The sequence below is a fragment of the Enterobacter cloacae complex sp. CDL013 genome (assembly GCF_049238805.1).
GTDB classification, from domain to species: Bacteria; Pseudomonadota; Gammaproteobacteria; order Enterobacterales; family Enterobacteriaceae; genus Enterobacter; species Enterobacter hormaechei_C.
Genome location: NZ_JBMKGT010000007.1, coordinates 208,903 through 231,153, shown reverse-complemented (window position 1 = coordinate 231,153; position 22,251 = coordinate 208,903). Strand labels below are relative to the sequence as shown.

22 protein-coding genes are annotated in these 22,251 nt (G+C 57.0%); 6 read left to right on the top strand and 16 right to left on the bottom strand.

Translation table 11 applies throughout. The features are described from left to right. Positions 1–30 precede the first annotated feature (30 nt). Entirely contained in the window at positions 31–1,206 is a 1,176-nt protein-coding gene (gene araJ / locus ACOTXD_RS16210) for an MFS transporter AraJ (RefSeq protein ID WP_003857053.1), read from the top strand. A gap of 39 nt (positions 1,207–1,245) precedes the next feature. Here araJ and ACOTXD_RS16205 read toward each other — a convergent pair whose 3' ends face one another. Then, the gene (locus tag ACOTXD_RS16205; RefSeq protein WP_126501230.1) at positions 1,246–2,448 is read right to left on the bottom strand and encodes an NAD(P)/FAD-dependent oxidoreductase; all 1,203 of its coding nucleotides are present in this window, start codon (positions 2,446–2,448) and stop codon (positions 1,246–1,248) included. A gap of 130 nt (positions 2,449–2,578) precedes the next feature. Here ACOTXD_RS16205 and ACOTXD_RS16200 point away from each other — a divergent pair, with 130 nt between their 5' ends. Further along, positions 2,579–3,088: an RrF2 family transcriptional regulator gene (locus ACOTXD_RS16200; protein WP_015570482.1), complete on the top strand. Its 510-nt coding sequence runs from the start codon at positions 2,579–2,581 to the stop codon at positions 3,086–3,088. Positions 3,089–3,127: 39 nt separating this feature from the next. Here ACOTXD_RS16200 and adhP read toward each other — a convergent pair whose 3' ends face one another. The 7 genes from adhP to ACOTXD_RS16165 form a co-directional block, all read right to left on the bottom strand. Beyond that, positions 3,128–4,138, bottom strand: coding sequence for an alcohol dehydrogenase AdhP (adhP, locus tag ACOTXD_RS16195; protein ID WP_023314184.1), 1,011 nt, complete (start codon positions 4,136–4,138; stop codon positions 3,128–3,130). A 206-nt stretch (positions 4,139–4,344) separates the two neighbouring features. Next, entirely contained in the window at positions 4,345–6,054 is a 1,710-nt protein-coding gene (locus ACOTXD_RS16190; protein WP_421766462.1) for an ABC-F family ATP-binding cassette domain-containing protein, read from the bottom strand. Between the two features lie 343 nt (positions 6,055–6,397). Then, positions 6,398–8,095 carry an NAD-dependent malic enzyme gene (locus ACOTXD_RS16185; RefSeq protein WP_003857058.1) on the bottom strand — a complete coding sequence of 566 codons (1,698 nt, stop codon included), beginning with the start codon at positions 8,093–8,095 and terminating at the stop codon, positions 6,398–6,400. A gap of 176 nt (positions 8,096–8,271) precedes the next feature. Continuing rightward, complete coding sequence (gene sra, locus ACOTXD_RS16180; protein ID WP_003857059.1) at positions 8,272–8,409, bottom strand: stationary-phase-induced ribosome-associated protein; 138 nt, start codon at positions 8,407–8,409, stop codon at positions 8,272–8,274. Positions 8,410–8,504: 95 nt separating this feature from the next. After that, a complete protein-coding gene (gene bdm / locus ACOTXD_RS16175; RefSeq protein WP_003857061.1) occupies positions 8,505–8,720 on the bottom strand; it encodes a biofilm-dependent modulation protein in 216 nt (71 codons plus the stop codon). Between the two features lie 141 nt (positions 8,721–8,861). After that, positions 8,862–9,383: a VOC family protein gene (locus tag ACOTXD_RS16170; RefSeq protein WP_003857065.1), complete on the bottom strand. Its 522-nt coding sequence runs from the start codon at positions 9,381–9,383 to the stop codon at positions 8,862–8,864. Between the two features lie 51 nt (positions 9,384–9,434). After that, the gene (locus tag ACOTXD_RS16165) at positions 9,435–10,286 is read right to left on the bottom strand and encodes a Vmh family MBL fold metallo-hydrolase (protein WP_047055554.1); all 852 of its coding nucleotides are present in this window, start codon (positions 10,284–10,286) and stop codon (positions 9,435–9,437) included. A gap of 111 nt (positions 10,287–10,397) precedes the next feature. Here ACOTXD_RS16165 and ACOTXD_RS16160 point away from each other — a divergent pair, with 111 nt between their 5' ends. Both ACOTXD_RS16160 and ACOTXD_RS16155 read left to right on the top strand, forming a co-directional pair. Continuing rightward, positions 10,398–11,285: a LysR family transcriptional regulator gene (locus ACOTXD_RS16160; RefSeq protein ID WP_241237776.1), complete on the top strand. Its 888-nt coding sequence runs from the start codon at positions 10,398–10,400 to the stop codon at positions 11,283–11,285. Positions 11,286–11,354: 69 nt separating this feature from the next. Beyond that, entirely contained in the window at positions 11,355–11,783 is a 429-nt protein-coding gene (locus tag ACOTXD_RS16155; protein ID WP_003857069.1) for an OsmC family protein, read from the top strand. 23 nt (positions 11,784–11,806) lie between these two features. Here the strand turns inward: ACOTXD_RS16155 and ACOTXD_RS16150 are convergent, their stop codons facing one another. Then, positions 11,807–12,712, bottom strand: coding sequence for a LysR family transcriptional regulator (locus tag ACOTXD_RS16150; protein WP_032609249.1), 906 nt, complete (start codon positions 12,710–12,712; stop codon positions 11,807–11,809). Between the two features lie 137 nt (positions 12,713–12,849). Between ACOTXD_RS16150 and ACOTXD_RS16145 the strand changes: the two genes are divergently transcribed. Further along, a complete protein-coding gene (locus ACOTXD_RS16145; protein WP_003857073.1) occupies positions 12,850–13,599 on the top strand; it encodes an SDR family oxidoreductase in 750 nt (249 codons plus the stop codon). On the opposite strand, the gene ACOTXD_RS16140 is transcribed toward ACOTXD_RS16145, so the two are convergent. Genes ACOTXD_RS16140 through ACOTXD_RS16110 form a run of 7 tightly spaced genes read right to left on the bottom strand, consistent with a single transcriptional unit; the run spans position 13,596 to position 20,424 of the window. Beyond that, positions 13,596–14,522, bottom strand: a complete 927-nt coding sequence (locus ACOTXD_RS16140; RefSeq protein ID WP_061856095.1) for an oligopeptide/dipeptide ABC transporter ATP-binding protein — start codon at positions 14,520–14,522, stop codon at positions 13,596–13,598. The two genes, ACOTXD_RS16145 and ACOTXD_RS16140, sit on opposite strands and share 4 nt — an antisense overlap. After that, the gene (locus ACOTXD_RS16135) at positions 14,515–15,501 is read right to left on the bottom strand and encodes an ABC transporter ATP-binding protein (protein WP_061856096.1); all 987 of its coding nucleotides are present in this window, start codon (positions 15,499–15,501) and stop codon (positions 14,515–14,517) included. Before ACOTXD_RS16135 ends, ACOTXD_RS16140 begins: the two co-directional genes overlap by 8 nt. Beyond that, the gene (gene ddpC / locus ACOTXD_RS16130) at positions 15,498–16,394 is read right to left on the bottom strand and encodes a D,D-dipeptide ABC transporter permease (RefSeq protein WP_003857076.1); all 897 of its coding nucleotides are present in this window, start codon (positions 16,392–16,394) and stop codon (positions 15,498–15,500) included. Before ddpC ends, ACOTXD_RS16135 begins: the two co-directional genes overlap by 4 nt. Continuing rightward, positions 16,391–17,413, bottom strand: a complete 1,023-nt coding sequence (locus ACOTXD_RS16125) for an ABC transporter permease (protein WP_003857077.1) — start codon at positions 17,411–17,413, stop codon at positions 16,391–16,393. Before ACOTXD_RS16125 ends, ddpC begins: the two co-directional genes overlap by 4 nt. A gap of 23 nt (positions 17,414–17,436) precedes the next feature. After that, the gene (locus ACOTXD_RS16120) at positions 17,437–18,969 is read right to left on the bottom strand and encodes an ABC transporter substrate-binding protein (RefSeq protein WP_022651221.1); all 1,533 of its coding nucleotides are present in this window, start codon (positions 18,967–18,969) and stop codon (positions 17,437–17,439) included. 15 nt (positions 18,970–18,984) lie between these two features. Continuing rightward, entirely contained in the window at positions 18,985–19,557 is a 573-nt protein-coding gene (gene ddpX / locus ACOTXD_RS16115; RefSeq protein ID WP_003857079.1) for a D-alanyl-D-alanine dipeptidase, read from the bottom strand. A gap of 12 nt (positions 19,558–19,569) precedes the next feature. Continuing rightward, on the bottom strand, positions 19,570–20,424 hold the full coding sequence (locus ACOTXD_RS16110; RefSeq protein ID WP_421766461.1) for a MurR/RpiR family transcriptional regulator: 855 nt from the start codon (positions 20,422–20,424) through the stop codon (positions 19,570–19,572). A 266-nt stretch (positions 20,425–20,690) separates the two neighbouring features. On the opposite strand from ACOTXD_RS16110, the gene ACOTXD_RS16105 reads away from it, so the two are divergent. After that, entirely contained in the window at positions 20,691–22,166 is a 1,476-nt protein-coding gene (locus tag ACOTXD_RS16105; RefSeq protein WP_061856097.1) for an alpha/beta hydrolase, read from the top strand. Positions 22,167–22,251 lie beyond the last annotated feature (85 nt).

Sequence of the window (22,251 nt, the reverse complement as noted above, 5' to 3'; positions counted from 1 at the left end):
CGCTGCGTATTTTTTAACAGTGGTCGCGGTATGAAAAAGACAATTTTTTCGTTAGCACTGGCTACCTTTGGCCTGGGGATGGCTGAATTTGGCATCATGGGCGTGCTGACAGAACTGGCCCATGATACGGGCATTTCAATTCCCTCTGCCGGAAATATGATTTCGTTTTACGCTTTTGGCGTGGTGATCGGCGCGCCGATTGTGGCGCTGTTCTCCAGCAAATTTTCGCTGAAAACAACGCTGCTGTTTCTGGTGGCGATGTGCGTCGTTGGTAACACACTCTTTACCTTCTCTGACTCCTACGTGGGGCTGGCGGCGGGGCGCTTAATCTCTGGTTTTCCGCATGGCGCGATTTTCGGTGTGGGGGCGATAATCCTGTCAAAAATCGCACCGCCGGGTAAAGTGACGGTCGCTGTGGCCGGGATGATTGCCGGGATGACCGTTGCCAACCTGCTTGGCGTGCCACTCGGGACGTGGCTGGGACATGAATTTAACTGGCGTTACACCTTCTTTTTGATTGCGGTCTTTGACGCGCTGGTGATCCTGTCTGTTCTGCTGTGGGTGCCAGACATTCACGACACGACAACCACCCGGCTGACAGAACAATTCCATTTCCTGAAGAAACCGGAACCGTGGTTGATTTTTGCCGCTACGATGTTTGGCAATGCCGGGGTGTTTGCCTGGTTTAGCTTCGTGAAGCCGTTTATGGTCAACGTGTCAGGCTTTTCCGAGGGCGTGATGACCGCGATCATGATGCTGATGGGGCTGGGCATGGTGCTGGGAAATGTCTTCAGCGGCAAGCTGTCGTCGCGCTTTAGCCCGCTGCGCATTGCTGCCACCACCGACCTGGTGATTGTGGCTTCGCTGCTGGCGTTGTTCGCCTTTGGCGAGCTTAAAACAGCTTCACTGGTAATGGGATTCGTGTGCTGCGCCGGGCTGTTTGCGCTCTCTGCGCCGCTGCAAATACTGCTGCTGCAAAATGCGAAAGGCGGCGAGATGCTGGGGGCCGCAGGCGGACAAATGGCGTTTAACCTCGGCAGCGCAATTGGCGCGTATTTCGGTGGAATGATGATTACGCTCGGCTTTAGCTGGAGTTATGTCACGCTGCCGGCAGCGATCTTATCCTTCTCAGCGATGACCTCTCTGTTGATGTATGGTTATTTATGTGCCAAAAAGCGTCAGGCCAACGCAGGAGCGCTGGCCTGATTCCACATGTTGCCCGCTGGTCGCGGGTGCTGGAGTGGACTACACGAATTTCGCCAGCGGGTCAGCGGCGGCAAAAGCAACCGCTTTGTCTGCTGCTGGCGGGTAAATCAGTTCGTTGGTGATGGCAACTTTGATCTTTTTGCCTTCCTCGCGCACGGATTTAATGCGCTGGTCCCAGCCCTCGGTGTATACCGCGCCCCAGCTACCCAAATCCAGACAGGTAACGTAGTTCACCTGACGGTAAGGGTACGGCTCCACATTTAACAGGCTGGCCGCCGCGTTGTGTCCGGCGAATTTCCCCAACTGGATCGCGTGCTGGCAGGTCATCAGCGCCGTGTTGCCCACATCGTCCGTTTTGGCATGCGCCATATCACCCGTCGCGTAAACCTCCGGATGCGCAGGAACCTGCAATGTGTCGGTGACGATAAGGCGTCCCTGAGTGTCGCGTTCCCCGTCAATTTGCAGGCTGAGGGGGTTAGCTTCTACCCCTGCCGTCCACACTACAGTGGCGCTGGCAATGCGTTCTCCGTTTTTCAGCGTTACGCCGCTGGCATCGATGGCTTCAACTTCACTGTTTAAACGCCATTCAACGCCCAGCGCGCTGCTTGCTTCTTCAATGGTGTTTCTCAGCGCCTCGCTGTAACGCCCGCCAATGGTTGCACCCCTTTCAACTACGATTACTTTAGTCTTTGTATTGGCGCCGAAGCGAGTGCGGAGCCGGGCAGGGAGTTCCGTTGCCAGCTCGATGCCGGTAAAGCCGCCGCCACACACGACCACGGTATTACGCTCCGGGGTGGAGGGGCGCGAAACCAGCGAATCAAGATGTTGCTCGAATAACCTGGCGGAGTCGAGTTGGTCGATATCAAAGGCGTATTCAGCCAGACCGGCAATTGGGGGGCGTTTAGTCTGGCTACCGGTTGCGAGGATCAGACGTTCCCAGGCGACTTCAGCAATCGCGCCGTTTGAATCGCGATATAAAACGGTTTTAGACGAGGTATCAATACGTTGTGCTTCGCCCGCAATAAAGGTAATGCCCAGCTCAGCAAACAGTTCGGTCAGAGGTGCGACCATCATCGACACGTTCTCTTCATAAAAGCGTGGGCGAACGCGTAGCTCCGCAACAGGGGCCAGCACGGCAATGCTGAGGCTATTGTTACCCTCCAGAGCAGAAAGGCGCGCGGCGCTGACCGCAGCCCACATACCGGAAAACCCACTACCCACAATTAAAATCTGCTTTTTCATACTCGATCCTTTAGTGCGTCAGGCTGTATGTCTGACATAACTGCCACTATACTTGTCGGAGTTAACTACGACAACTTCTTTCTGAGTTAAAAATCGTTATAATGCAGCGAACAATGACCCGGAGTGAGCCATGGCGTTTTACAGTTCTGGTGTGGAATATGGCATTCATAGCCTGATGTGTATGGTGGATGCAAAAGGCAATGAACGTGAGATGAGCGTCCGGGAGATGGCGGCCTTGCAGGGCGTGCCCTACGACTATCTTGGAAAAATCTTCACCCGTTTATCACGCGCGGGGCTGGTTATCAGCACCGAAGGCAAAGGGGGAGGCTTCCGGCTGGCGCGTCCGGCCGAGCTAATCAGCGTGCTGGACGTGGCGCACGCCATCGACGGCGAGAAGAATATGTTTGAGTGTCGGGAAGTGCGTCAGCGCCTGGCGGTGTTTGATGAAACGCCACCTGCCTGGGTCTGTGACGGCCCGTGTGGGGTGCGCTCGGTCATGGATAGCGCGCAGCAGCGGATGGAAGAGGAGTTAGGGCGCCATACCATCCTGGATCTGGCGCGGAAGATGTATCGAAAAGCGCCTGACACATTCCAGATCGAGGTTCAGGAGTGGATTTCCGATCGCCGTTCGTCCACGTGAAAAGCCGGGCAGGGCAAAGCCGCTACCCGGCCGCCGCGGTTAAGAACGTAAATCAATCACCATACGGCCACGGATCTGGCCCTGTTCCATCTCTTTAAAGATAGCGTTGATATCTTCCAATGGGCGCATCGTGACTTTCGGAACCACCTTACCTTCAGCCGCAAACTGGAAGGCTTCGAGCAGATCCTGACGGGTACCCACCAGAGAGCCCACCACCTGAATCCCATCCAGGACCAGACGTGGAATATCCAGGCTCATCGCTTCCGGCGGCAGGCCAACAGCCACCACGCGGCCTCCGGCGCGAACTGCGTCAACGGCAGAGTTGAAGGCCGCTTTCGCTACTGCCGTCACCACCGCCGCATGCGCACCGCCGGTTTTCTCCTGAATCACTTTTGCCGCATCTTCACTGCGAGAGTTCACGGTTAAGTCTGCGCCCATGCTGGCAGCGAGCTTCAGCTGCTCGTCATTCACGTCAATGGCGATAACCTTCGCATTGAAGACATTTTTGGCGTATTGCAGCGCGAGGTTGCCCAGACCGCCCAGACCATAGATCGCAATCCACTGGCCGGGTTTGATGTCAGAGACTTTTACCGCTTTGTAGGTGGTGACCCCGGCGCAGGTGATGCTGCTGGCCGCCGCGGAGTCCAGCCCGTCCGGGACTTTAACCGCGTAATCCGCGGTTACGATGCACTCTTCCGCCATGCCGCCGTCAACGGAGTAACCCGCGTTTTTCACGTCACGGCACAGCGTTTCGTTGCCGGTATTACAATATTCACAGTGGCCACAGCCTTCAAAGAACCACGCCACGCTTGCACGGTCGCCTACTTTTAGCGACGTGACGCCAGGACCAATCTCTTTGACGATACCAATCCCTTCGTGGCCGAGGATCACCCCGGTTTTGTCGCCAAAATCGCCATTCTTAACATGGAGATCGGTATGGCACACGCCACAGCACTCCATCTTCAGCAGCGCTTCACCATGTTTAAGCGCGCGTAAGGTTTTCTCTGTAACATTAACCTGATGATCCTGAGTGACAACAGCAGCCTTCATGTGTTTCTCCTTTCATGATGAGTATCTGCATAGCAGGTGTAATACCCATTGAGGATTAATACTTTGACGCTGTAATGCAAGGCAACCGCAACATAATGTCATCATTTAGCTCAGTTTCAGATTAAGAATACGGCGATCCTCTAATAATCAGTAGGGAAAAACACTGACGTAATAAAGACCCGGCGTAATGACCGCCGGGTACAGGCTTACAGTTGGGCTTCTATCTCCTCAATCTCTTTTCGCCATTGCGCCTGCAACTGCGGTTTTTGATGTTTGGGCTTACGCGCCAAATCTTCTTCCAGCAACGTTTCCAGGGCGACAAGGCGTTCGAGCAGATCGTCTGACGCTGAAGAGGGTGCCTTCAATGCGGCGTTCGATGCCTCAGGTACAGCCGGACCGGCGTCCTCACGCAGGCGCTCAAAGACCGCCTCCGCATCGTGCCATTCGCTCAGCCTGCCGTCCTCAATCAGCCAGAAGCGGTTACAGCACTGGCTAATTAACTGACGATCGTGGCTCACCAGCAGCACTCCGCCTTCAAACTGTTGCAGCGTTTCCGCCAGCGCCTCTTTGCCCTCCATATCCAGGTGGTTGGTCGGTTCATCCAGCATCAGCAGGCTATAACGGGCAAGGGTCAGGCCGACGAACAGCAGGCGCGAACGTTCCCCGCCGCTCAGCGTACTGACTTTTTGCCCGTGCCGCGCCCACGGGAAGCCGGCACTGATGAGCGCCATTTTACGGGTCTGCGGATCTGGCGCGAAAGGCTCCAGCGCATCAAGCAGCGCCGTATCGTCTGGCAACTGATGCAGCGTCTGGTCGTAGTAGCCGGGTGAAACGCGCGGATGACGCTTAAGCCGCTCGTCCGAGATCTCGTCGCGAAAATGTCGCCAGATAAGCTTCAGCAGCGACGATTTTCCGCAGCCGTTACGACCCACAATCGCCACGCGATCGCCGCTCTTCAGCCGCGCGCTGACGAGGGTAAACAGGTCTGGCAGACCCGGCGCCGGGGGGACGCCGAGGTCGGTTATTTCCAGCAGGCGGTCGGCCCGAAGCGCGTCCCCGCGCAGGGTTAAGGTCCACGGGCTTCCCGCCGTCAGTTCCGTCTGGTTTTCTTTAAGCCGTTCGACCTGTTTTTCCATCTGCTTAGCCTTACGGGAGAGATCTTCGTTGTCGTAGACCTTGCCCCAGGTCGCGAGGAGTTTGGCGCTGGCCGTGACGCGGTCGATCTCTTTTTGCTCTGCCTTATGCCGCAGCGCATCGCTTTCGTCTTTCGCCTCCAGCGCCTGACGGGCGGCAGTGCAGGGAAGGGCGAAGTAGTGCAGTGTTTTATCGCGCAGGATCCAGCTGCCGTTGGTTATCGCGTCCAGCAGTTGCCTGTCGTGTGAAACCAGCACAAAGCTGCCGGACCAGCTCTGTAAAAACTGCTCCAGCCACAGCAGGGTCGGCAGGTCGAGGTGGTTGCTCGGTTCGTCCAGAAGCAGCAGATCCGGATCGCTTATCAACGCCCGCGCCAGCAGCAACCGCGTATGCTGACCGCCGCTCAGCGTGGCGGATTGCAGCGCCGTTTCCTGCGTCGTAAAGCCCATTCCGGCCAGCAGCGTCTCGGCCTTCCAGCGAAGACTGTCGCGCTCACCGGTCGGCAGCTGCGCCAGCACCGCATCCAGCATGGTCAGGGGATAAAGGGTCTCCGGCAGATGTTGTTCCACGCGCGCCAGCAGGCAATGTCCAGCCAGTGAAACGGTTCCGGCAGCAGGGGACTGCGTCCCGTCGAGGATTTTCAGCAGCGTACTTTTTCCGCAGCCGTTATCACCCAGCAGGCCAATGCGGTCGCCTTTTTTCAACGTAAAGGAGAGAGAGTCGAAGAGCGTGCCAAACGCGGTATCAACACGTAAAGAATGTGCAGTAAGTAGAGTGCTCATTGTTGCTTACCCAGGAGTTACAGGCATGTTTATGCCTCGTCAAACATCGCTGACGATAACTCAGTAAGCCCGAGAGAAGGGATTTCAGGGGTTAGTGTCTTCGCTCAAGCGGAAGTTATCGCAGCACGATACCGATAACGCTTGAGCTGGTGCGATCACCAAATGTATGTGAAACATTGAAAATTTCACAGTACAGCATAATTGGCCTCCTTATATATTCAGTAGGTTAATGGATGAAGGGAGTGTAGCGGGGGAAAATGGGTTTGGCTAGTGGGAAGTGCCGTATATTCCCCTCACCCTAACCCTCTCCCCTTTGGGGAGAGGGCTGGGTGAGGGGCAATGCTTAAATCGAAGTACGACGATAGCTACGGTATTCCGGCATCCAGAAATTATCATCAATCGCCTGCTGCAACGCATCGGCAGAGGTTTTCACCGCGACGCCTTGCTGCTGCGCCATTTTGCCTACCGCGAAGGCAATTGCGCGGGACACTTTATGAATGTCTTTCAGCTCCGGCAGTACCAGGCCTTCACCGTTATTCACCAGTGGTGAGTGACCTGCCAGCGTTTCGCTCGCGGACATCAGCATTTCGTCGGTGATGCGGGACGCGCCGGAAGCGATCACTCCCAGACCAATACCCGGGAAGATATAGGAGTTATTGCACTGCGCAATGGGGTAGAGCTTGTCCTTCCACACCACCGGATCGAACGGACTGCCGGTCGCGACCAGCGCATTGCCTTCGGTCCAGGCGATGATATCCTGCGGCGTCGCCTCCACGCGTGAGGTCGGGTTCGATAGCGGCATCACGATAGGTCGTTCGCAGTGCTTATGCATCTCGCGAATAATCTCCTCCGTGAAGAGGCCGGTCTGCCCGGATACGCCGATCAGAATATCCGGCTTCACGTTGCGCACCACGTCAAGAAGCGAGAGCACTTCGTTATCCGTATCCCAGTTTTTCAGGTTCTCGCGCTTCTGCACCAGTTTGGTCTGGAACGGGAGCAGGTTTGGCATACCGTCGGTCAGCAGGCCAAAACGGTCCACCATAAAGACGCGGGAGCGGGCGAGCTCTTCGCTTAAGCCTTCGCGCTGGGTCTGGGCAATAATTTGCTCGGCGATGCCGCAGCCCGCGGAGCCTGCACCCAGGAAGACAATTTTCTGATAGCTAAGCTGGCTGCCTGCCGCACGGCTCGCAGCAATCAGCGTACCGACGGTCACTGCCGCAGTGCCCTGAATGTCATCGTTGAACGAGCAAATCTCATCGCGGTAGCGGTTCAGCAGCGGCATGGCGTTTTTCTGTGCGAAGTCTTCGAACTGCAACAGCACGTCCGGCCAGCGGTGCTTCACGGCCTGGATGAAATCATCCACAAACTGATAGTACTCGTCGTCGGTAATGCGCGGGTGACGCCAGCCCATGTACAGCGGATCGTTCAGCAGTTGCTGGTTGTTGGTCCCCACGTCCAGGACCACCGGCAGGGTGTAGGCCGGGCTGATCCCGCCGCAGGCGGTATACAGCGAGAGCTTACCGATGGGAATACCCATCCCGCCAATGCCCTGGTCGCCAAGGCCCAGAATACGTTCGCCATCGGTTACCACGATCACCTTGATGTTGTGGTTCGGCACGTTTTGCAGAATGTCATCCATGTTGTGACGGTTCTGATAAGAGATGAACACGCCGCGGGAACGACGGTAGATCTCTGAGAAGCGTTCACATGCCGCGCCGACGGTTGGGGTGTAAATGACGGGCATCATCTCTTCGAGATGGTTCTGCACCAGGCGGTAGAAGAGGGTTTCGTTGGTGTCCTGGATATTACGCAGGTAGATGTGCTTATCGATTTCGGTTTTAAAACCCTGATACTGGATCCAGGCGCGTTCCGCCTGTTCTTCAATGGTTTCAACCACTTCAGGCAGCAGGCCCAGCAGGTTAAAGCTGCTGCGCTCTTCCATGCTAAAGGCGCTGCCTTTGTTCAGAAGAGGAAACTCCAGTAAAACCGGACCGGCGTAAGGAATATAAAGGGAACGATGTTTTTTCAGTTTGTTGTCCATGTCACTCACTCTTTTTAAGAAGATCCGTCCCTGACACTGCTGTTTGTCATCTTTCTGGCCTGTGCTACGGGGTGCGGTCGGTTGGTATTATAAAGGAGCTGAATATTAATTACCGCAACACATAAACAAAAACACCATCGGGATTACCGATGGTGTTGTGAATATCGTGCCGGAACTTACTTGCCGGAAGGGCGTTTTCTGCCGGTAGCGTGGGTAACCTGCGTTTCGCTACCCTCCTCAATAACCACTTTACGCTTGTTAGAGAGCTTGTAGTTCAGTCCCAGAATGTGGCGTGCCTGACGGTTCGATTTCATTTTAACTCCTCAATCCCGTTGATAGTTTTAAGGACAAGTTTGCTCACGCAAACGAAATGTAACCCCTTAGGTTGCAGATCCAGCTTAGCAGGTTTTTACAAAGGTGCATTTTGCCCGCTGACCACATAGTTGATGGTTTGCTGGTAGATGTCACTGAGGATGTCATTGTCTGTGGCTTCCACCCACTTGGTCAGTTCCATCAAAATGTCATCTTCGGTAACAACGCCGTGCTCTGCCTGAAGACCCTGCGCAATCGCGTTAACGAGTTCGGGTTGTGCTGCTGTGGTATGTGCCGGGTAATAAGTAAACATGCTGCCTCCGTGTCGTTGTCTGTTTAATGTTACGGCGTGCAAAATCGTAATTCACATTCAGATTGGCAAATATTTTCGTCGTTGTGGTTCAGATTCGTCCTGGAAATAAAAATATCATCTCTCCTGGCACACAAATAAAATTCAGGGTTTCCAGCGGCGTAAATTTGTCGTTTTTTCATAAGGCATGGGCGTCGGCCAGGAGATCAATTCCACAATACTGCCCCAGGGGGTCTGTCCATAGCAGAAAGCATTCCCTTCACCTTGCTCATCCGGAAACGTGAGCGGCTTTGGCGCGGTAAACATCTCCCCGCCGGCAGCGGTGAAAGCGGCTATCGCCTTATCAAAATCATCAACATAAACAGCAAAATGCTGGAGGCCAAAGTCGCTGGCGCGGGCGGGCATTCCCTGTTCAGGGCCATGCATTTCGAAAAGTTCAATGCCGGGTCCATGGGGCATAACAAGCATGCGAATGGCGTGAATTTTTGTGCCGGGAAATAATTTTAAGGTGTGCTGCTGGGCGGCCTGATCAATATTATCGGTTTCCGCATCGACAGAATGATATAAAACCTGTGCGCCGAAAGCGCGTTCAAAAAATAGGGTGGCTTTTTCAATGTCGGGCACCGTAATACCGATATGGTCGATGCCCCTTACTGACGATGGCATAGTAAACTCCTGCTATAAAAAATTTAAATATAGCAGGAGATAATCAGGATATTACCACTTCATTTCGCCGGTATTCACTTTGGCACTCAATTCCAGCGAACTGGCTTCCGCCAGATTCGGCCACTGTTTTTTCATCGTGCTAATGACGCCGGTTGACGCTTTATGTGTCATGAGGGCCTGTTCAAACTGATGTAGATAGCGACGGGTAAAGTCGATAGCGCCGGTACCCGCTGGCGGTGTCCCAAGGTAGTGGCCCGGAATAACGTGTTCGGGCTTAAGGGCTGCCATGCTATCCAGCGTCTGCTGCCACTGTTTGCGGCTTTCCGGCGTTTGGGTATCCGCCGTCCAGACGTGAATACCCCACGAGACGCCCGTGCCGCCGAGGATGGTTTTTGCGGATGGGATCCAGACGTACGCCGCATAGCTCTCAGGCTCTTCAATATTCACTCTTTCACCATCAATCATAAAGGTGGTTGAGGCAAGCACCTGCGGCACGTAGAGCTGCGTCGGCGCGCCGTCTTTCATCTGTGGCCCCCAGAAGGCGAGCTTCGCGTCTTTTGTGGCCCTGATATGGTCCACCACCTGTTGCGTGGCGACAACTTTGGCATTAGGGAAGGCTTTCACCAGCGGTTGCAGGCCGAAATAGAAATCCGGATCGCCGGAGGTGATCACGATTTTGTTCAGCGTTTTACCGCTGTGGCGAATTTTTTCTACCAGCGCTTCGCCATCTTTCACGCTGAACTGGGCGTCAAACAGTACCGCCTCTTTCGGGCCAGACACCAGGGTGGAAGAAACGGCAAAAATGCCTTTTTCCTGCGGGTTGTACGTATCAACGGTCAACGGCGCGGCAAAGACGGCCGGAGTGAAAAGGGTTGTCAGCAAAGCAAGGCGGGCGATAGTCATGGTCATGTCTCTGTTCTTCAGGAAAGTCTCTATTGTACGGATCTCTTCATTTGCCAGAATTCCTGAAACAGGAGATGCTTAGTTTCATAAATCGAGCAAATGGAGGTCAAAATGGATCGCGTTATTGCCGCCCAGGTGTACAACCGCATCTGTGAGCTGGGGAGTTTAAGCGCGGCGGCGCGGGCGCTGGGGATCTCCCGTCCGATGGTGAGCCGTTATCTGGAGCAGATGGAGAAGTGGGCCGGGGCGCGGCTGGTGAACCGCTCCACCCGCAAGCTGACGCTGACGGCGGCGGGGGAGAAGGTCCTGCAAAAGACCCGCACGCTCTCGCAAATTTCTCAGGAAATTGAAGATCAGTCAGTGAAGGATTTACCCTCAGGCACGCTTCGTGTCGCCTGCGCGCACTTTACGGCGATGCATATTATCGTTCCGGTGCTGCCCGATCTGTTGCAGCGTTACCCTCAGCTGCGCATTGAGCTGGATGTTAACAATCATCCGGTAAGTCTGGTGGGCGAGCGAATTGACGTGGCGATCCGCATCACCGATAACCCTGAATCGGGCATGATCGCCCGCCGACTGGGAGAGTGTCGGTCCGTACTTTGCGCCTCGCCGCACTACCTTGCCAGTCGGGGCGTTCCAGAGCAGCTGGAGGATTTATCCCGGCACAACTGCCTGCATTACAGCTTTTTTGCCGGTCAGTCGTGGCGTTTTTTGACGCCAGAAGGGGAGTCGGTCACGACGGCGGTCAGCGGCAATCTCAGCGCCAGTATCTCGTCATTGCTGATGGAGGCGGCGATAAACCACTGTGGTATTGCCATGCTGCCCGAGCGCGAGGCCGACGCGGCGCTACGGCAGGGCAGCCTGGTGCCGGTGCTCGGCGCCTTTACGCCAAAACCGATCGGTATTTTTGGTATTTATCAGTCGCGAGACTATCAGCCTGCGGCGCAGCGTGTGTTCCTGGATGCACTTGCAAACCACCTTGCCACGCGCTCGGACTAGTCTGTCTTCCCTGCAAAATGGATTATGCGTCCTATACTTATCCCTTTGTAAGCCAAAAGGAGAGCAAGAATGACGATTCATAAGCACGGTTCAGCACACTGGTCTGGCGACATCAAACGCGGCAAAGGGACGGTCTCAACAGAGAGTGGCGTCCTTAACCAGCAACCTTACGGCTTTAACACCCGCTTCGAGGGCGAAAAAGGGACTAACCCGGAAGAGCTGATTGGCGCAGCGCACGCGGCCTGTTTCTCTATGGCCCTGTCGCTAATGTTGGGCGAAGCGGGTTATACTGCCGATTCCATTGATACCACGGCGGATGTCTCGCTGGATAAAACCGACAGCGGTTTTGCCATCAGCAAAGTGGCGCTACAAAGCAAGGTGACGGTACCGGGTATCGATCCGCAGCAGTTCGACGGCATTATTCAGAAAGCGAAGGCGGGTTGTCCGGTATCGCAGCTGTTGAAAGCCGAAATCACGCTGGATTACAAACTGAACTGATATCAGGCCGGGCAAATGCCCGGCTAACCTTTCACTGCCGCAGGGAAAACCTCGGCAAGCCACGCAATAAACACTCTCAGGCGATGCGTTAAATGCCGACTCTGGGGATAGACCACGTGAAAAGGATACGCCTTAGGACGCCAGTCGCTCAGGATCTCTACCAGCGCGCCCGTTTCCAGATGCGCTCTCGCAGCATAGCCAAACGTCTGAATAATCCCTAAACCCGCCAGCGCCGCGGCCAGATGTGCGTTGCTTTCATTGACCCCAAGGTGGTGCGGAACGCTGATCTCCAGGGGCTCACCCCGGTCAAGGAAGCGGAACGGAAATGCGCGTCCGGTAACCGGGGAAAGGTAGCTAATCAGCTTATGGCCGTTGCGCAGCTCCTGCGGATAGGCAGGGATGCCGTGAGCTTTAAGATAGCCCGGCGCCGCGCAGGCGATCATCCCGGCATCACCGATATGCCGCGCGATAAGCGAAGAGTCATCCAGCGGGCCGCCGCGGATCACGCAGTCCACGTTTCCGCTGATTAAATCTACCGGACGATCGGCTACCCCCAGGTTAATGCGCAGATCCGGGTAGCGCTGAAAAAAATCCGGCAGCAGGGGGATCAGCACGTCCCGGGCGGTTGAGCCCCCCACGTCAATACGCAAATGGCCTTTGGGCGTGCAGCACGATGCGCGAAAGGCGGTATCAATGTCCTCTATATCAATTAATACCCGTAGCGCTTTCTCGTAGTATTCCATGCCTTCTGCCGTCGTGACCACCCGGCGCGTCGTGCGAAGCAGCAGCCGTGTTTCCAGGTGCGCTTCAAGTGATTTTACCAGCTTGCTCAGCGTGGCTATCGGCATGTTCAGGGAGTCTGCCGCTCGGGTAAAGCTTCCGGATTCAACCACCCGCGTAAAGGCACGCATTGCCATTAGCTGATCCACATAGATCTCCTCTGATTATTTCCTGCTGTGAAAATTCATTTTCATTTTTGCCCGTTTATCGCTAATCCCGCAAGGTCTAAAGTCTGCCTGACGCGGGCAAACGCTCCTCTTTTACATCACAACAAAAGGTTATGAGTATGAATACAACGCTTGCAGGAAAAATCGCTCTGGTGACCGGTGGCAGCACCGGTATTGGTCTCGCAACGGCACAGGAGCTGGCGGCGCAGGGAGCGAAGGTCTATATCACCGGACGTCGTCAGGCCGAACTGGATGCTGCCCGGGCAGACATTGGCGCCGCGGCGGTAGCTATCCGCGCGGACGTCTCCAGAATGGCCGATCTGGATGCGGTTTACGCGCAGATTGCTAAAGAAGAAGGACGACTCGATATTCTGTTCGCCAACGCCGGGGGCGGCGACATGCTGCCGCTGGGCGCTATCACCGAAGAGCAGTTTGACCGGATTTTTGCCACCAACGTGCGCGGCGTGCTGTTCACCGTCCAGAAAGCGCTGCCGCTGCTCTCATCTGGTTCATCCATTATCCTCACCGGATCGACGGTTTCGATTAAGGGGACGGCGAATTTTAGCGTCTACAGCGCCAGTAAAGCCGCCGTGCGTAACTTTGCCCGCTCCTGGGCGCTGGACTTACAGGGCCGCGGGATACGCGTCAACGTCGTCAGCCCTGGCCCCGTGAAAACGCCCGGTCTTGGCGATCTGGTTCCCGAAGAACAGCGTCAGGGATTATACGATGCGCTGGCGGCCCAGGTACCGCTGGGTCGCCTGGGCGCGCCGGGCGAAGTCGGGAAAGCCGTGGCGTTTCTGGCGTCCGATGCCGCCAGCTTTATTAACGCCACGGAGCTGTTTGTCGATGGCGGGATGGCGCAAATCTAGCGGTTACGCCAGCAGCGTACGCTTCGGCCTTCGGCTGCGGGCTGAAGCGGCTGCGGCCGTTCACATCCCTGCATCGGCAGCGGGCAGCGGTCGCGGAAGTAGCAGCCAACGGGCAGGTGGCGATTACCGGGAAGATCGGTTTTGCGTAATGCCAGATCTTCGTCCAGCGGTTCTCCGGTACGGGGAACGGAGTCAAGCAGCAGCTGCGTATACGGATGCCGCGGCTGACTCAGCACCTGGTCCGCCGGACCCAGCTCCACGATCTGCCCCAGATACATCACTGCCACACGATCGCTCATGTGCCGGACCACCGAGACGTTGTGCGAGATCAGTACGTAGGTCAGATTTCGCTGCTGTTGCAGGGCAACCAGCAAATTGAGGATCTGCGCCTGGACAGAAATATCCAGCGCGCTGGTGGGTTCATCCAGCACGATGATGTCCGGATCTGAAGAGAGCGCCCGGGCGATAGCGATGCGCTGGCGCTGTCCGCCCGAAAACGCATGCGGCAGGCGGTCAAGATATTCTGCTCGAATGCCCACCTGCTGCGCCAGCGTCTCAGCCAGCTGACGACGCTCCCGTTCGCTGCGGCGTTGCTGTACCCACACCGGCTCGGTAATGATGCGCCAGACGGGTAAACGCGGATCGAGGGACGAGAGCGGGTCCTGAAATACCATCTGCATACCGCCTGCCGCATTTGCGCGCTGACAGGCACCTGTACTCGGTTTGAGCATGCCCATCAGCAGTTGCGCCAGCGTGCTCTTTCCACAGCCGGATTCCCCCACAACGCCCAGCGTTTCGCCGCGATGGATCCGGAGATCCATGCCGTTGAGGGCGTGTACCTGCTCCGTCACGCGCCCCAGCCAGTTTTTGCGCGCAGGAAAATTCACATGCACGCTATCCAGTTCCAGCAGTACCTCAGACATGGCGTCTCTCCTGTTGTGGGTACCAGCAGGCAGCCTGTTGGCCTTCTGCGCCCGTGGAAATTAAGCGCGGCGTTTCGCTGCATTTCGCCCCGGCAGCAAAACAGCGTTCGCGAAAGGCACATCCGCGCGGGAGGTGGCTGAGGTTAGGTACCGTGCCGGGAATGGCCGGGAGGATCTCGCGCGGTTCACCATTTTCCGGGGCACACCGCAGCAGGCCAATCGAATAGGGGTGTACAGGATGGTGGATCAAAGTCTGCGTGCTGCCGCTTTCGGTCACGCTGCCCGCGTACATAACGTACATCCGGTCACAAAGCTGCGACACCACCGCCATATCGTGACTGATAAACAGCACCGACGTCCCGCTGGCGCGCGCTTTGTGTTTCAGTAGCCGCAGCACCTGACGCTGAACGGTCACGTCCAGCGCGGTGGTCGGCTCATCGGCAATGATCAGCTCCGGCTCGCAGGAGAAGGCAAGGGCGATCATCACCCGCTGGCGCATGCCGCCGGAAAGCTCAAACGGATAGCGATCCATCACCTGTGCCGCATCCGGGATTTGCATCTCGCCCAGCAGGGCGATCGCCTTCTGCTGCGCGTCGCGGCGGGAAAGCGACTGATGCTGGCGGATCACCTCCACCATTTGTCTGCCAATCCGGCGCGTAGGGTTAAGCGCCGTCATCGGCTCCTGAAAAATCATCGCCACCCTGGCGCCGCGCCACTGACGAAGCTGTTTTTCCGACGCGTTCAGGACATCTTCCCCGAGCAGGGTGACCCGGCCATGGTGAACATGGTAACTGCCTTCCGGCAGCAGGCGCATCGCCAGCATCGCGGTGACCGATTTTCCCGAGCCGGATTCGCCCACCACGCCGACAATTTCACCCCGGCCAATCTCCAGCGAGACGTGGTTGAGCGCGTGGACGTCACCGCGAAAAATGGGGAAGCTCAGATGCAAATCTTCAATCGATAATACGGAATCACTCATGACTGCTTCCCTCCTGATTTGGGATCCAGCAGGTCGCGAAGACCATCGCCAAACAGATTAAACCCAACCGCCGTGATCAGAATTGCCGCCCCCGGAAACGCGCAGTACCACCACTGGTCAAGCACGTAGTTACGCCCCACGGCCACCATCGCGCCCCATTCGGCGGTCGGCTGCTGCGCGCCTAATCCAATAAAGCCCAGCGTGGCGGCCATCAGAATGGCGCTGCCGATATCCAGCGACGCCTGTACGATCAGCGGCGGAAGGGCGTTACGCAGGATATGCCAGCTGATCAGGTGCCAGCGCGATGCGCCAAAGGTGCGGGCGGCCTGCACGTAGGTGAACTGGCGCACCAACAGCGTTTGCCCGCGTGCCAGCCGCACGTAAAACGGAATGCGTACAATCGCAATCGCCAGCATCGCGTTAAACAGGCTTGGGCCGAGCGCGGCGGCCAGCGCCATCGTCAACACCAGCGAGGGGATGGAGAGCATAATGTCCATGATACGCATAATGATGGCGTCGCCGCGTCCGCCGAGTACGCCGGACAAACAGCCGAGCAGAGAACCGATGCCGCCCGCAATCACCACCACCGCCAGCCCCGCCGTGATGGACTGCTGGCTGCCCACCAGCACGCGGCTGAACAGATCCCGGCCCACCTCATCGGTGCCAAACCAGTGCTGGGCTGAAGGCGCCTGCAATCGCGCGGTCAGATCCAGCGCATTCGGATCGTGCGGGACTATCCACGGCGAGACCATCATCATCAGCAGCATCACGATCATAATCACCCCGCCGATCAGCGTGAGCGGGCTTTTGCGTAACATCCAGAATAGCTTTGCCCAGTTAATGCGCTGTTTAGCGGTGCTGACAGGGACGGGCGTTTCCTGAGTTAACATCATTCGGCACCTCCGCGCCCGATTCGCGGGTCGATCCACAGATACAGCAGATCCACCACCAGATTGACGAAGACATAGGCCAGCGATACCACGACCGCGAAGCCCATGACGGCAGGGAAGTCCAGCGCCTGAATGGAGGTCACCACCCAGGCTCCCATTCCCGGCCAGGCAAACACGGTTTCGGTAAGGACTGCCCCGTACAGCAGATCGCCCAGCGCCAGCCCGAGCACGGTAATGGAGGGGATCATGGCGTTGGGTAAGGCGTAGCGCAGCACGATGTACCACCCCGGCAACCCGCTCGCGCGGGCGGTACGAATATAATCCTCGCTCAGTTGCTCCAGCATCGCGGAACGTACCTGACGCGCCACAATACCCAGATGCACAAAGGCCAGGGTCAGGGAGGGGAGAATCAGGTGCTGTAGGGCGTTGAAAAACACCTCGCCGTTGCCTTCCAGCAGAGCGTCCAGCAGATAAAAACCGGTAACGTGGGCGGGCGGATCGAGCCAGTCGTCCAGCCTGCCGCCGCCGGGCAGAATTTGCAGTTGCCCGTAGAACAGAACGATAACACCCAGTCCCAGCCAGAAGGCAGGCGTCGAGATGCCCGTCATCGCCATCAGTCGCACCAGGTGATCCAGCCAGCGGTTACGGTACACCGCCGATAAAATGCCCAGCGGCACGCCAATCACCAGGGCCAGCAGCAAAGAGCAGAAGGCCAGTTCCAGCGTGGCGGGGAAAAAGGCTTTCAAATCTTCCGCAACGGGGCGACCGGTGCGAATGGATGTGCCCAGATCGCCATGCGCCAGCGCCTCTACATAGCGGCCAAACTGAATATAGAGCGGTTGATCCAGCCCCAGCTGCTGGCGGATGCCCTGCACGATTTCATCGCTGGCGCGGTCACCGGCCAGCAGGCGGGCCGGATCGCCGGGGATCAGGTGTGAAATAATAAAAGTAATAATACAGACACCGGCCACCACCAGGATTAACCCCCAGCAGCGCTGGCGCACAATGCTCCAGAACGTCATACACTTCCCCCCGGCGTGGGCCGTTACTTACTCATGGTGGCGATGTTAAAGACCTGCTCAAGCATCGGATTAAAGGTGAAGCCTTTGACCTCTTTGTTCATCGCCAGCTGATAGTTCTTCTGGAACAGATAAACGTAAGCCGCCTCGTCAATCACCACTTTCTGCGCCTGCTGGTAATCTTTGGTGCGCTCCGCCTGATCGGTGGTTTTCAGTGCCGCCTGCAACAGCGCATCGACCTCTTTGTTCTCATAGAATGAGCGGTTACCCGGCAGCCCTTTTTTGTCCGATTCGAACCAGTAGTTCATGAACATGTACGGGTCAGCGAAGTCCGGGCTCCAGTTACCAATCGCAATGTCATAATCACCTTTGCCGACGCGGTCGCGCATGGTGGCGTTCGCCAGTTTCTCGAGCTTGACGTTAATCCCCAGCTTGCCCAGGCTCGCCTGCGTGGAGAGGGCGATAGGCTCCCAGTTCGGGTCGTTATCGGAGTAGAGGAACGTCAGGCTGGCGGGTTTATCGTTGACTTTTTCCAGCGCCGCTTTGGCTTTGGCCTCGTCAAAGCTGTACTGCATGGCGTTCGCATCAAAGCCCCACATGCCCTCCGGGATCGGGCCGCGCATCTGCTTGCCGTTCCCGCTGAGAATGCCTTTCACCATCCCCTGATAATCGGTCGCCCAGGAGACCGCGCGGCGCAAATCCACCTGATTCATCGGAGGCTTACTGTTGTTCAGATAGAGGTAGGTCACCCGCAGGGACGGGTATTCCGCCACGGCCACTTTGCCTTCCTGCTTCAGAGCGGCAAGCTGATCCACCGGCAGGGCGTCGGCGATATCCAGATCGCCACGGGAAAGTTGCAGGCGACGCGAGGCGCTTTCACCGATAATCTTGACCGAGACACGCTTGAAGTGCGGCTTTTCACCCGGCCAGTGTGGGTTGGGCACCATCACCAGCTGCTGACCTTTCCGCCAGCTTTTCAGCATAAACGGTCCGGAACCCGCGGTGTTTTGCGCCAGGAAACCGCGTGCGTCGTCGGCGGCATTGGCTTTCAGCACCGCCGGGTTGACGATCGACGCGCCGTCATTGGCCAGCGTGTAGAGGAACGGGGCGAACGGCTGGCTGAGGGTGAATTTCACCGTATGCTCATCCACCGCGTCCACTTTCAAATCTTTCGGGAACGCTTCGGAAGGTCCCTGGTTAATTTTCAGCAGACGTTCAAACGACAGCTTGACCGCTTCGGCGGTCACCGGCGTGCCGTCGGAGAATTTTGCATTATCTGCCAGGGTGAACGTCCACTCTTTCTGGTCGTCAGACGCCTTCCAGCCCGTCGACAGATCGCCTTCCACCTCCGTGGTGCCAGGCTTGTATTTCACCAGACGCTGGTACGAGGGGTAGGTCACCGTCCAGTCGTTGTTATCGATAGTGACCGCCGGATCCAGCGTTTGCGGATCGGCAGCTTTCCCAATCACCAGCATATCTTTTGGCACCGCCGCCAGCGCGAGAGGGGCGCTCAGGGTGAGCGTAGCGGCAATCAGGGTTGTAAGCAGCGTTGTTTTCATGGCGGGGCTCCAGAATTACAGTGAGTGTGTGGTCGGATAACAGGCGAACTGGTCATCTAACAGCGGGTAGCTGGCGGCATTCGGCAGTTCGAAATGCCACCATTCGCTGCTGATGCCCACAAAACCGCCGCCGTACATAACGGCGTTCAGGAGCAGACGATTTCGCTGCGCCTCAGGCGGAACGGAAGGGTGCCAGGCATGAGAACGGTCGTGCATTTCGTCAAACCCGGCGCCCATATCCAGCACGTTGTCGTGTTCATCCATCAGCGTGACGTCAATGGCGGTGCCCCGGCTGTGGTTAGAGCCAATTGCGACATCCACCACGTATTCCGGATTGGGGCAGGCATCCCAGAGTTGCGACTGCGCCTGCTGGGGGCGGTAGGCGTCGTAAACCACCAGCTTCAGACCGGCCAGCGCGGCGATGCCGATCGCTTTCGCCAGCGCGGTGGCGGCATCCGTATGCAACAGGCACGCGGCGTGCTGGTAGATCGGGCGGCCAGTGATGTTATCGGCGGTCGCGTATTTCAGATCGATATGCAGCGTGGGAAAGGTTTTCGCCACATCAATCAGTTGACTCTCTTCAGGCATAGCTCCGCTCCTTTAGCGTTCAAATTGACCAAACTCTTGTTGTAGTTGTCGGTTGATTGCCAGACGTTCCGGCAGCGCATCCCCCAGCGCCTCCACAACGCCCGACAGCAGCAGGTTGAACAGACAGCTCACCGGCGCCAGCGAATCCCAGAAATGGCCGGTATCGGTCTTCACCTGGAGTAAATCAATCGGGTAATCCCGCGCCCACGGGCACCAGATATCGGTGATCAGCGCCATCGCCAGGCCTTTTTCGCTCGCCACGCGGCAGTACTGGCGGGCAATGGCGGAGTAGGCGCGGGTATCCGTCAGCACGATATACGGGTTCGCAAAGCCGGAGTTAAGCGACTCCACCCAGCTACCGGAGAGCCCTTCTGAATAGCTCACCCGCGGGCGCAGATACTCCAGATGGCTGAAGAACGCATTGGCGATCCCGCGCGTGGACTGGATCCCCAGCACGAAAACGGCGTCGGCATGGGTAAGTTGCTGGACCACCTGCCTGAACGTTTCGCTTTGCGCCAGCTGGTAGACATGGGCAATGGCGTCCACCTCCAGCGACAGGGAGTTCTGAAGGCGATCCGACAGCGGCTGTTGCTGCTTCCAGGAGTCGAGACGCTCGTTAATGCCCCAGGGCTGGTGGGGATCGCGCAGGCTTTTTTTGGCGTCGTCCAGGTTGAGGTAGCCCAGCTTGCGCAGAAAGCGTCCGACGGTGATCCCGCTGGTGGCCGTGGCCAGCGCCACGCTCTCTGCCGTTTCAAAGGGGATCTGCCCGACGTGCGCCAGCATCCAGCTTGCCACCCGCTTTTCGCTTGGGGTGAGCTGGCTAAAGGTCGCTTCGATACGGCTCAACACCTGAGGTTTGGTCGTCATACCGCCTCGCTGTTAACTGGCTGTCAAAGGCCGGGTTTCTGTTACCGGATTAACAATGCAGGACGCGTGCCATGTTCACATTGCGGCGAAAACGCGCTGTGCAGCAAAGTTAATGCAATATTTGTTTAACAGGTGATCAACATTTGTGCAGCGTAGTTCACTTTTGGTGCAGTGTGCAGGCTGAAGGGTATCTATTTGGTGAATACGTCAGCCTCTTCACATTTTTTGGTAAGATGAAAGCTCTGGGAAAAAAGAGGGAGCCTTACATGGCGAATTTGCCCTGGCGGGTCAGCGTGCGCCTGATGGCTCTCGCAAAAAAAATAGCGATGGTCATCGGGATCATTGTGCTCGTTCTGCTTTCGGTGCGGGTTTATCTTTCGCAGCAGGGGCCAGCCCTGCATCACTGGCACACCTGGCGGGCTGATGAAATGTCTGTGCAGGAGATGGATAACGCGACCTTCGCAGCGTATGTCGCGCGGGAAAACGCCATCTTCACCGCTCTCGACGCTGAGGTGACGGCGAAAGTCACCCCCGCAGAGCGCACGCCGCTGAACCGTTATTACCGCCAGAGCCTGGTGTGGCCAGGACACTTTTCCCCGGATGCAAACCGGTCGTTCGTGCTGATGCCTGCCGGAAAGCCGCGCGGGGGGGTGGTATTGCTGCACGGTCTGACGGATTCGCCCTACAGCGTCAGGCATCTGGCAGAGAATTATCAACAGCACGGCTTTGTGGCCGTAGTGCCTCGTTTGCCCGGACACGGCACGGCACCGGGCGCGCTGACAGACGTTGACTGGGAGGCGTGGCTGGCGGCAACGCGCCTCGCGGTTCGTGAAGCGACACGCCTGACGGGGAACGATCTCCCCCTGCATCTGGTGGGCTACTCCAACGGCGGGGCGCTGGCGATGAAATATGCCCTCGACGCCCTTGATGCGCCTGCACTGCGTCAACCTGAGCAGATCGTTTTGCTCTCACCGATGATTGGCGTCACGGCGTTTGCGCGCTTTGCCGGATTCGCCGGGCTACCGGCTATGTTACCGGCGTTTGCCAAAGCCGCGTGGCTCAACATTTCGCCAGAATATAATCCTTATAAATACAATTCGTTCCCGGTGAATGCGGCACGTCAGTCCTGGCTGCTTACCCAGACGCTGCATGAGCAGATAAATCGCGGTGTTCATGATCACAAACTGGCGCAGCTTCCGCCGATACTTGCTTTCCAGTCGGTCATGGATTCAACGGTCAGTACCCGCGCCGTGGTCAGCGGGCTGTTTGACCAGCTTCCGGCAAACGGCAGCGAACTGGTGGTTTTTGATATCAACCAGGCCGGGAGTTTCCGTCCACTGTTCAGGCCATCATCCTGGACGGCGGTGGCTGACCTGCTGCCGGAGGCAAAAAGACGTTACAGTGTCACAATTGTGACCAATGCCAGCCCCGACAGGTTTGATATGGTGGCAAAGAAAACGCCAGCGGGCAGCACCCGGGAAACGGTGATGCCGCTGTCGGTCGCGTATCCGCAGGAGGTTTATTCCCTGTCACATGTTGCCATTCCGTTCCCGCAGGATGACGATCTTTATGGCCGCCATCCTGCGGTGAAAAACCGCTACGGTATCAGCCTCGGGACGATAGCCCTGTGGGGAGAAACATCGGTTCTGAGCGTCGGCAAAGATGCGCTGATGCGCGTGACGTCGAATCCGTTCTACGACTATATGCAGACGCGGATCGACAGCCGTATCGGTGATAATTAAGCCCAACGTGGAATAGATTAGGTCACACCGGGGAACTGTGTTAAACAGTACCGTTCAGGCGTATACCCCATACCGGACCCCGTTT

Coding starts and splice junctions, on each gene's coding strand:
- araJ (WP_003857053.1), top strand. CDS start 31: ATGAAAAAGACAATTTTTTCGTTAGCACTGGCTACCTTTGGCCTGGGG.
- ACOTXD_RS16205 (WP_126501230.1), bottom strand. CDS start 2,448: ATGAAAAAGCAGATTTTAATTGTGGGTAGTGGGTTTTCCGGTATGTGG.
- ACOTXD_RS16200 (WP_015570482.1), top strand. CDS start 2,579: ATGGCGTTTTACAGTTCTGGTGTGGAATATGGCATTCATAGCCTGATG.
- adhP (WP_023314184.1), bottom strand. CDS start 4,138: ATGAAGGCTGCTGTTGTCACTCAGGATCATCAGGTTAATGTTACAGAG.
- ACOTXD_RS16190 (WP_421766462.1), bottom strand. CDS start 6,054: ATGAGCACTCTACTTACTGCACATTCTTTACGTGTTGATACCGCGTTT.
- ACOTXD_RS16185 (WP_003857058.1), bottom strand. CDS start 8,095: ATGGACAACAAACTGAAAAAACATCGTTCCCTTTATATTCCTTACGCC.
- sra (WP_003857059.1), bottom strand. CDS start 8,409: ATGAAATCGAACCGTCAGGCACGCCACATTCTGGGACTGAACTACAAG.
- bdm (WP_003857061.1), bottom strand. CDS start 8,720: ATGTTTACTTATTACCCGGCACATACCACAGCAGCACAACCCGAACTC.
- ACOTXD_RS16170 (WP_003857065.1), bottom strand. CDS start 9,383: ATGCCATCGTCAGTAAGGGGCATCGACCATATCGGTATTACGGTGCCC.
- ACOTXD_RS16165 (WP_047055554.1), bottom strand. CDS start 10,286: ATGACTATCGCCCGCCTTGCTTTGCTGACAACCCTTTTCACTCCGGCC.
- ACOTXD_RS16160 (WP_241237776.1), top strand. CDS start 10,398: ATGGATCGCGTTATTGCCGCCCAGGTGTACAACCGCATCTGTGAGCTG.
- ACOTXD_RS16155 (WP_003857069.1), top strand. CDS start 11,355: ATGACGATTCATAAGCACGGTTCAGCACACTGGTCTGGCGACATCAAA.
- ACOTXD_RS16145 (WP_003857073.1), top strand. CDS start 12,850: ATGAATACAACGCTTGCAGGAAAAATCGCTCTGGTGACCGGTGGCAGC.
- ACOTXD_RS16140 (WP_061856095.1), bottom strand. CDS start 14,522: ATGTCTGAGGTACTGCTGGAACTGGATAGCGTGCATGTGAATTTTCCT.
- ACOTXD_RS16135 (WP_061856096.1), bottom strand. CDS start 15,501: ATGAGTGATTCCGTATTATCGATTGAAGATTTGCATCTGAGCTTCCCC.
- ddpC (WP_003857076.1), bottom strand. CDS start 16,394: ATGATGTTAACTCAGGAAACGCCCGTCCCTGTCAGCACCGCTAAACAG.
- ACOTXD_RS16125 (WP_003857077.1), bottom strand. CDS start 17,413: ATGACGTTCTGGAGCATTGTGCGCCAGCGCTGCTGGGGGTTAATCCTG.
- ACOTXD_RS16120 (WP_022651221.1), bottom strand. CDS start 18,969: ATGAAAACAACGCTGCTTACAACCCTGATTGCCGCTACGCTCACCCTG.
- ddpX (WP_003857079.1), bottom strand. CDS start 19,557: ATGCCTGAAGAGAGTCAACTGATTGATGTGGCGAAAACCTTTCCCACG.
- ACOTXD_RS16110 (WP_421766461.1), bottom strand. CDS start 20,424: ATGACGACCAAACCTCAGGTGTTGAGCCGTATCGAAGCGACCTTTAGC.
- ACOTXD_RS16105 (WP_061856097.1), top strand. CDS start 20,691: ATGGCGAATTTGCCCTGGCGGGTCAGCGTGCGCCTGATGGCTCTCGCA.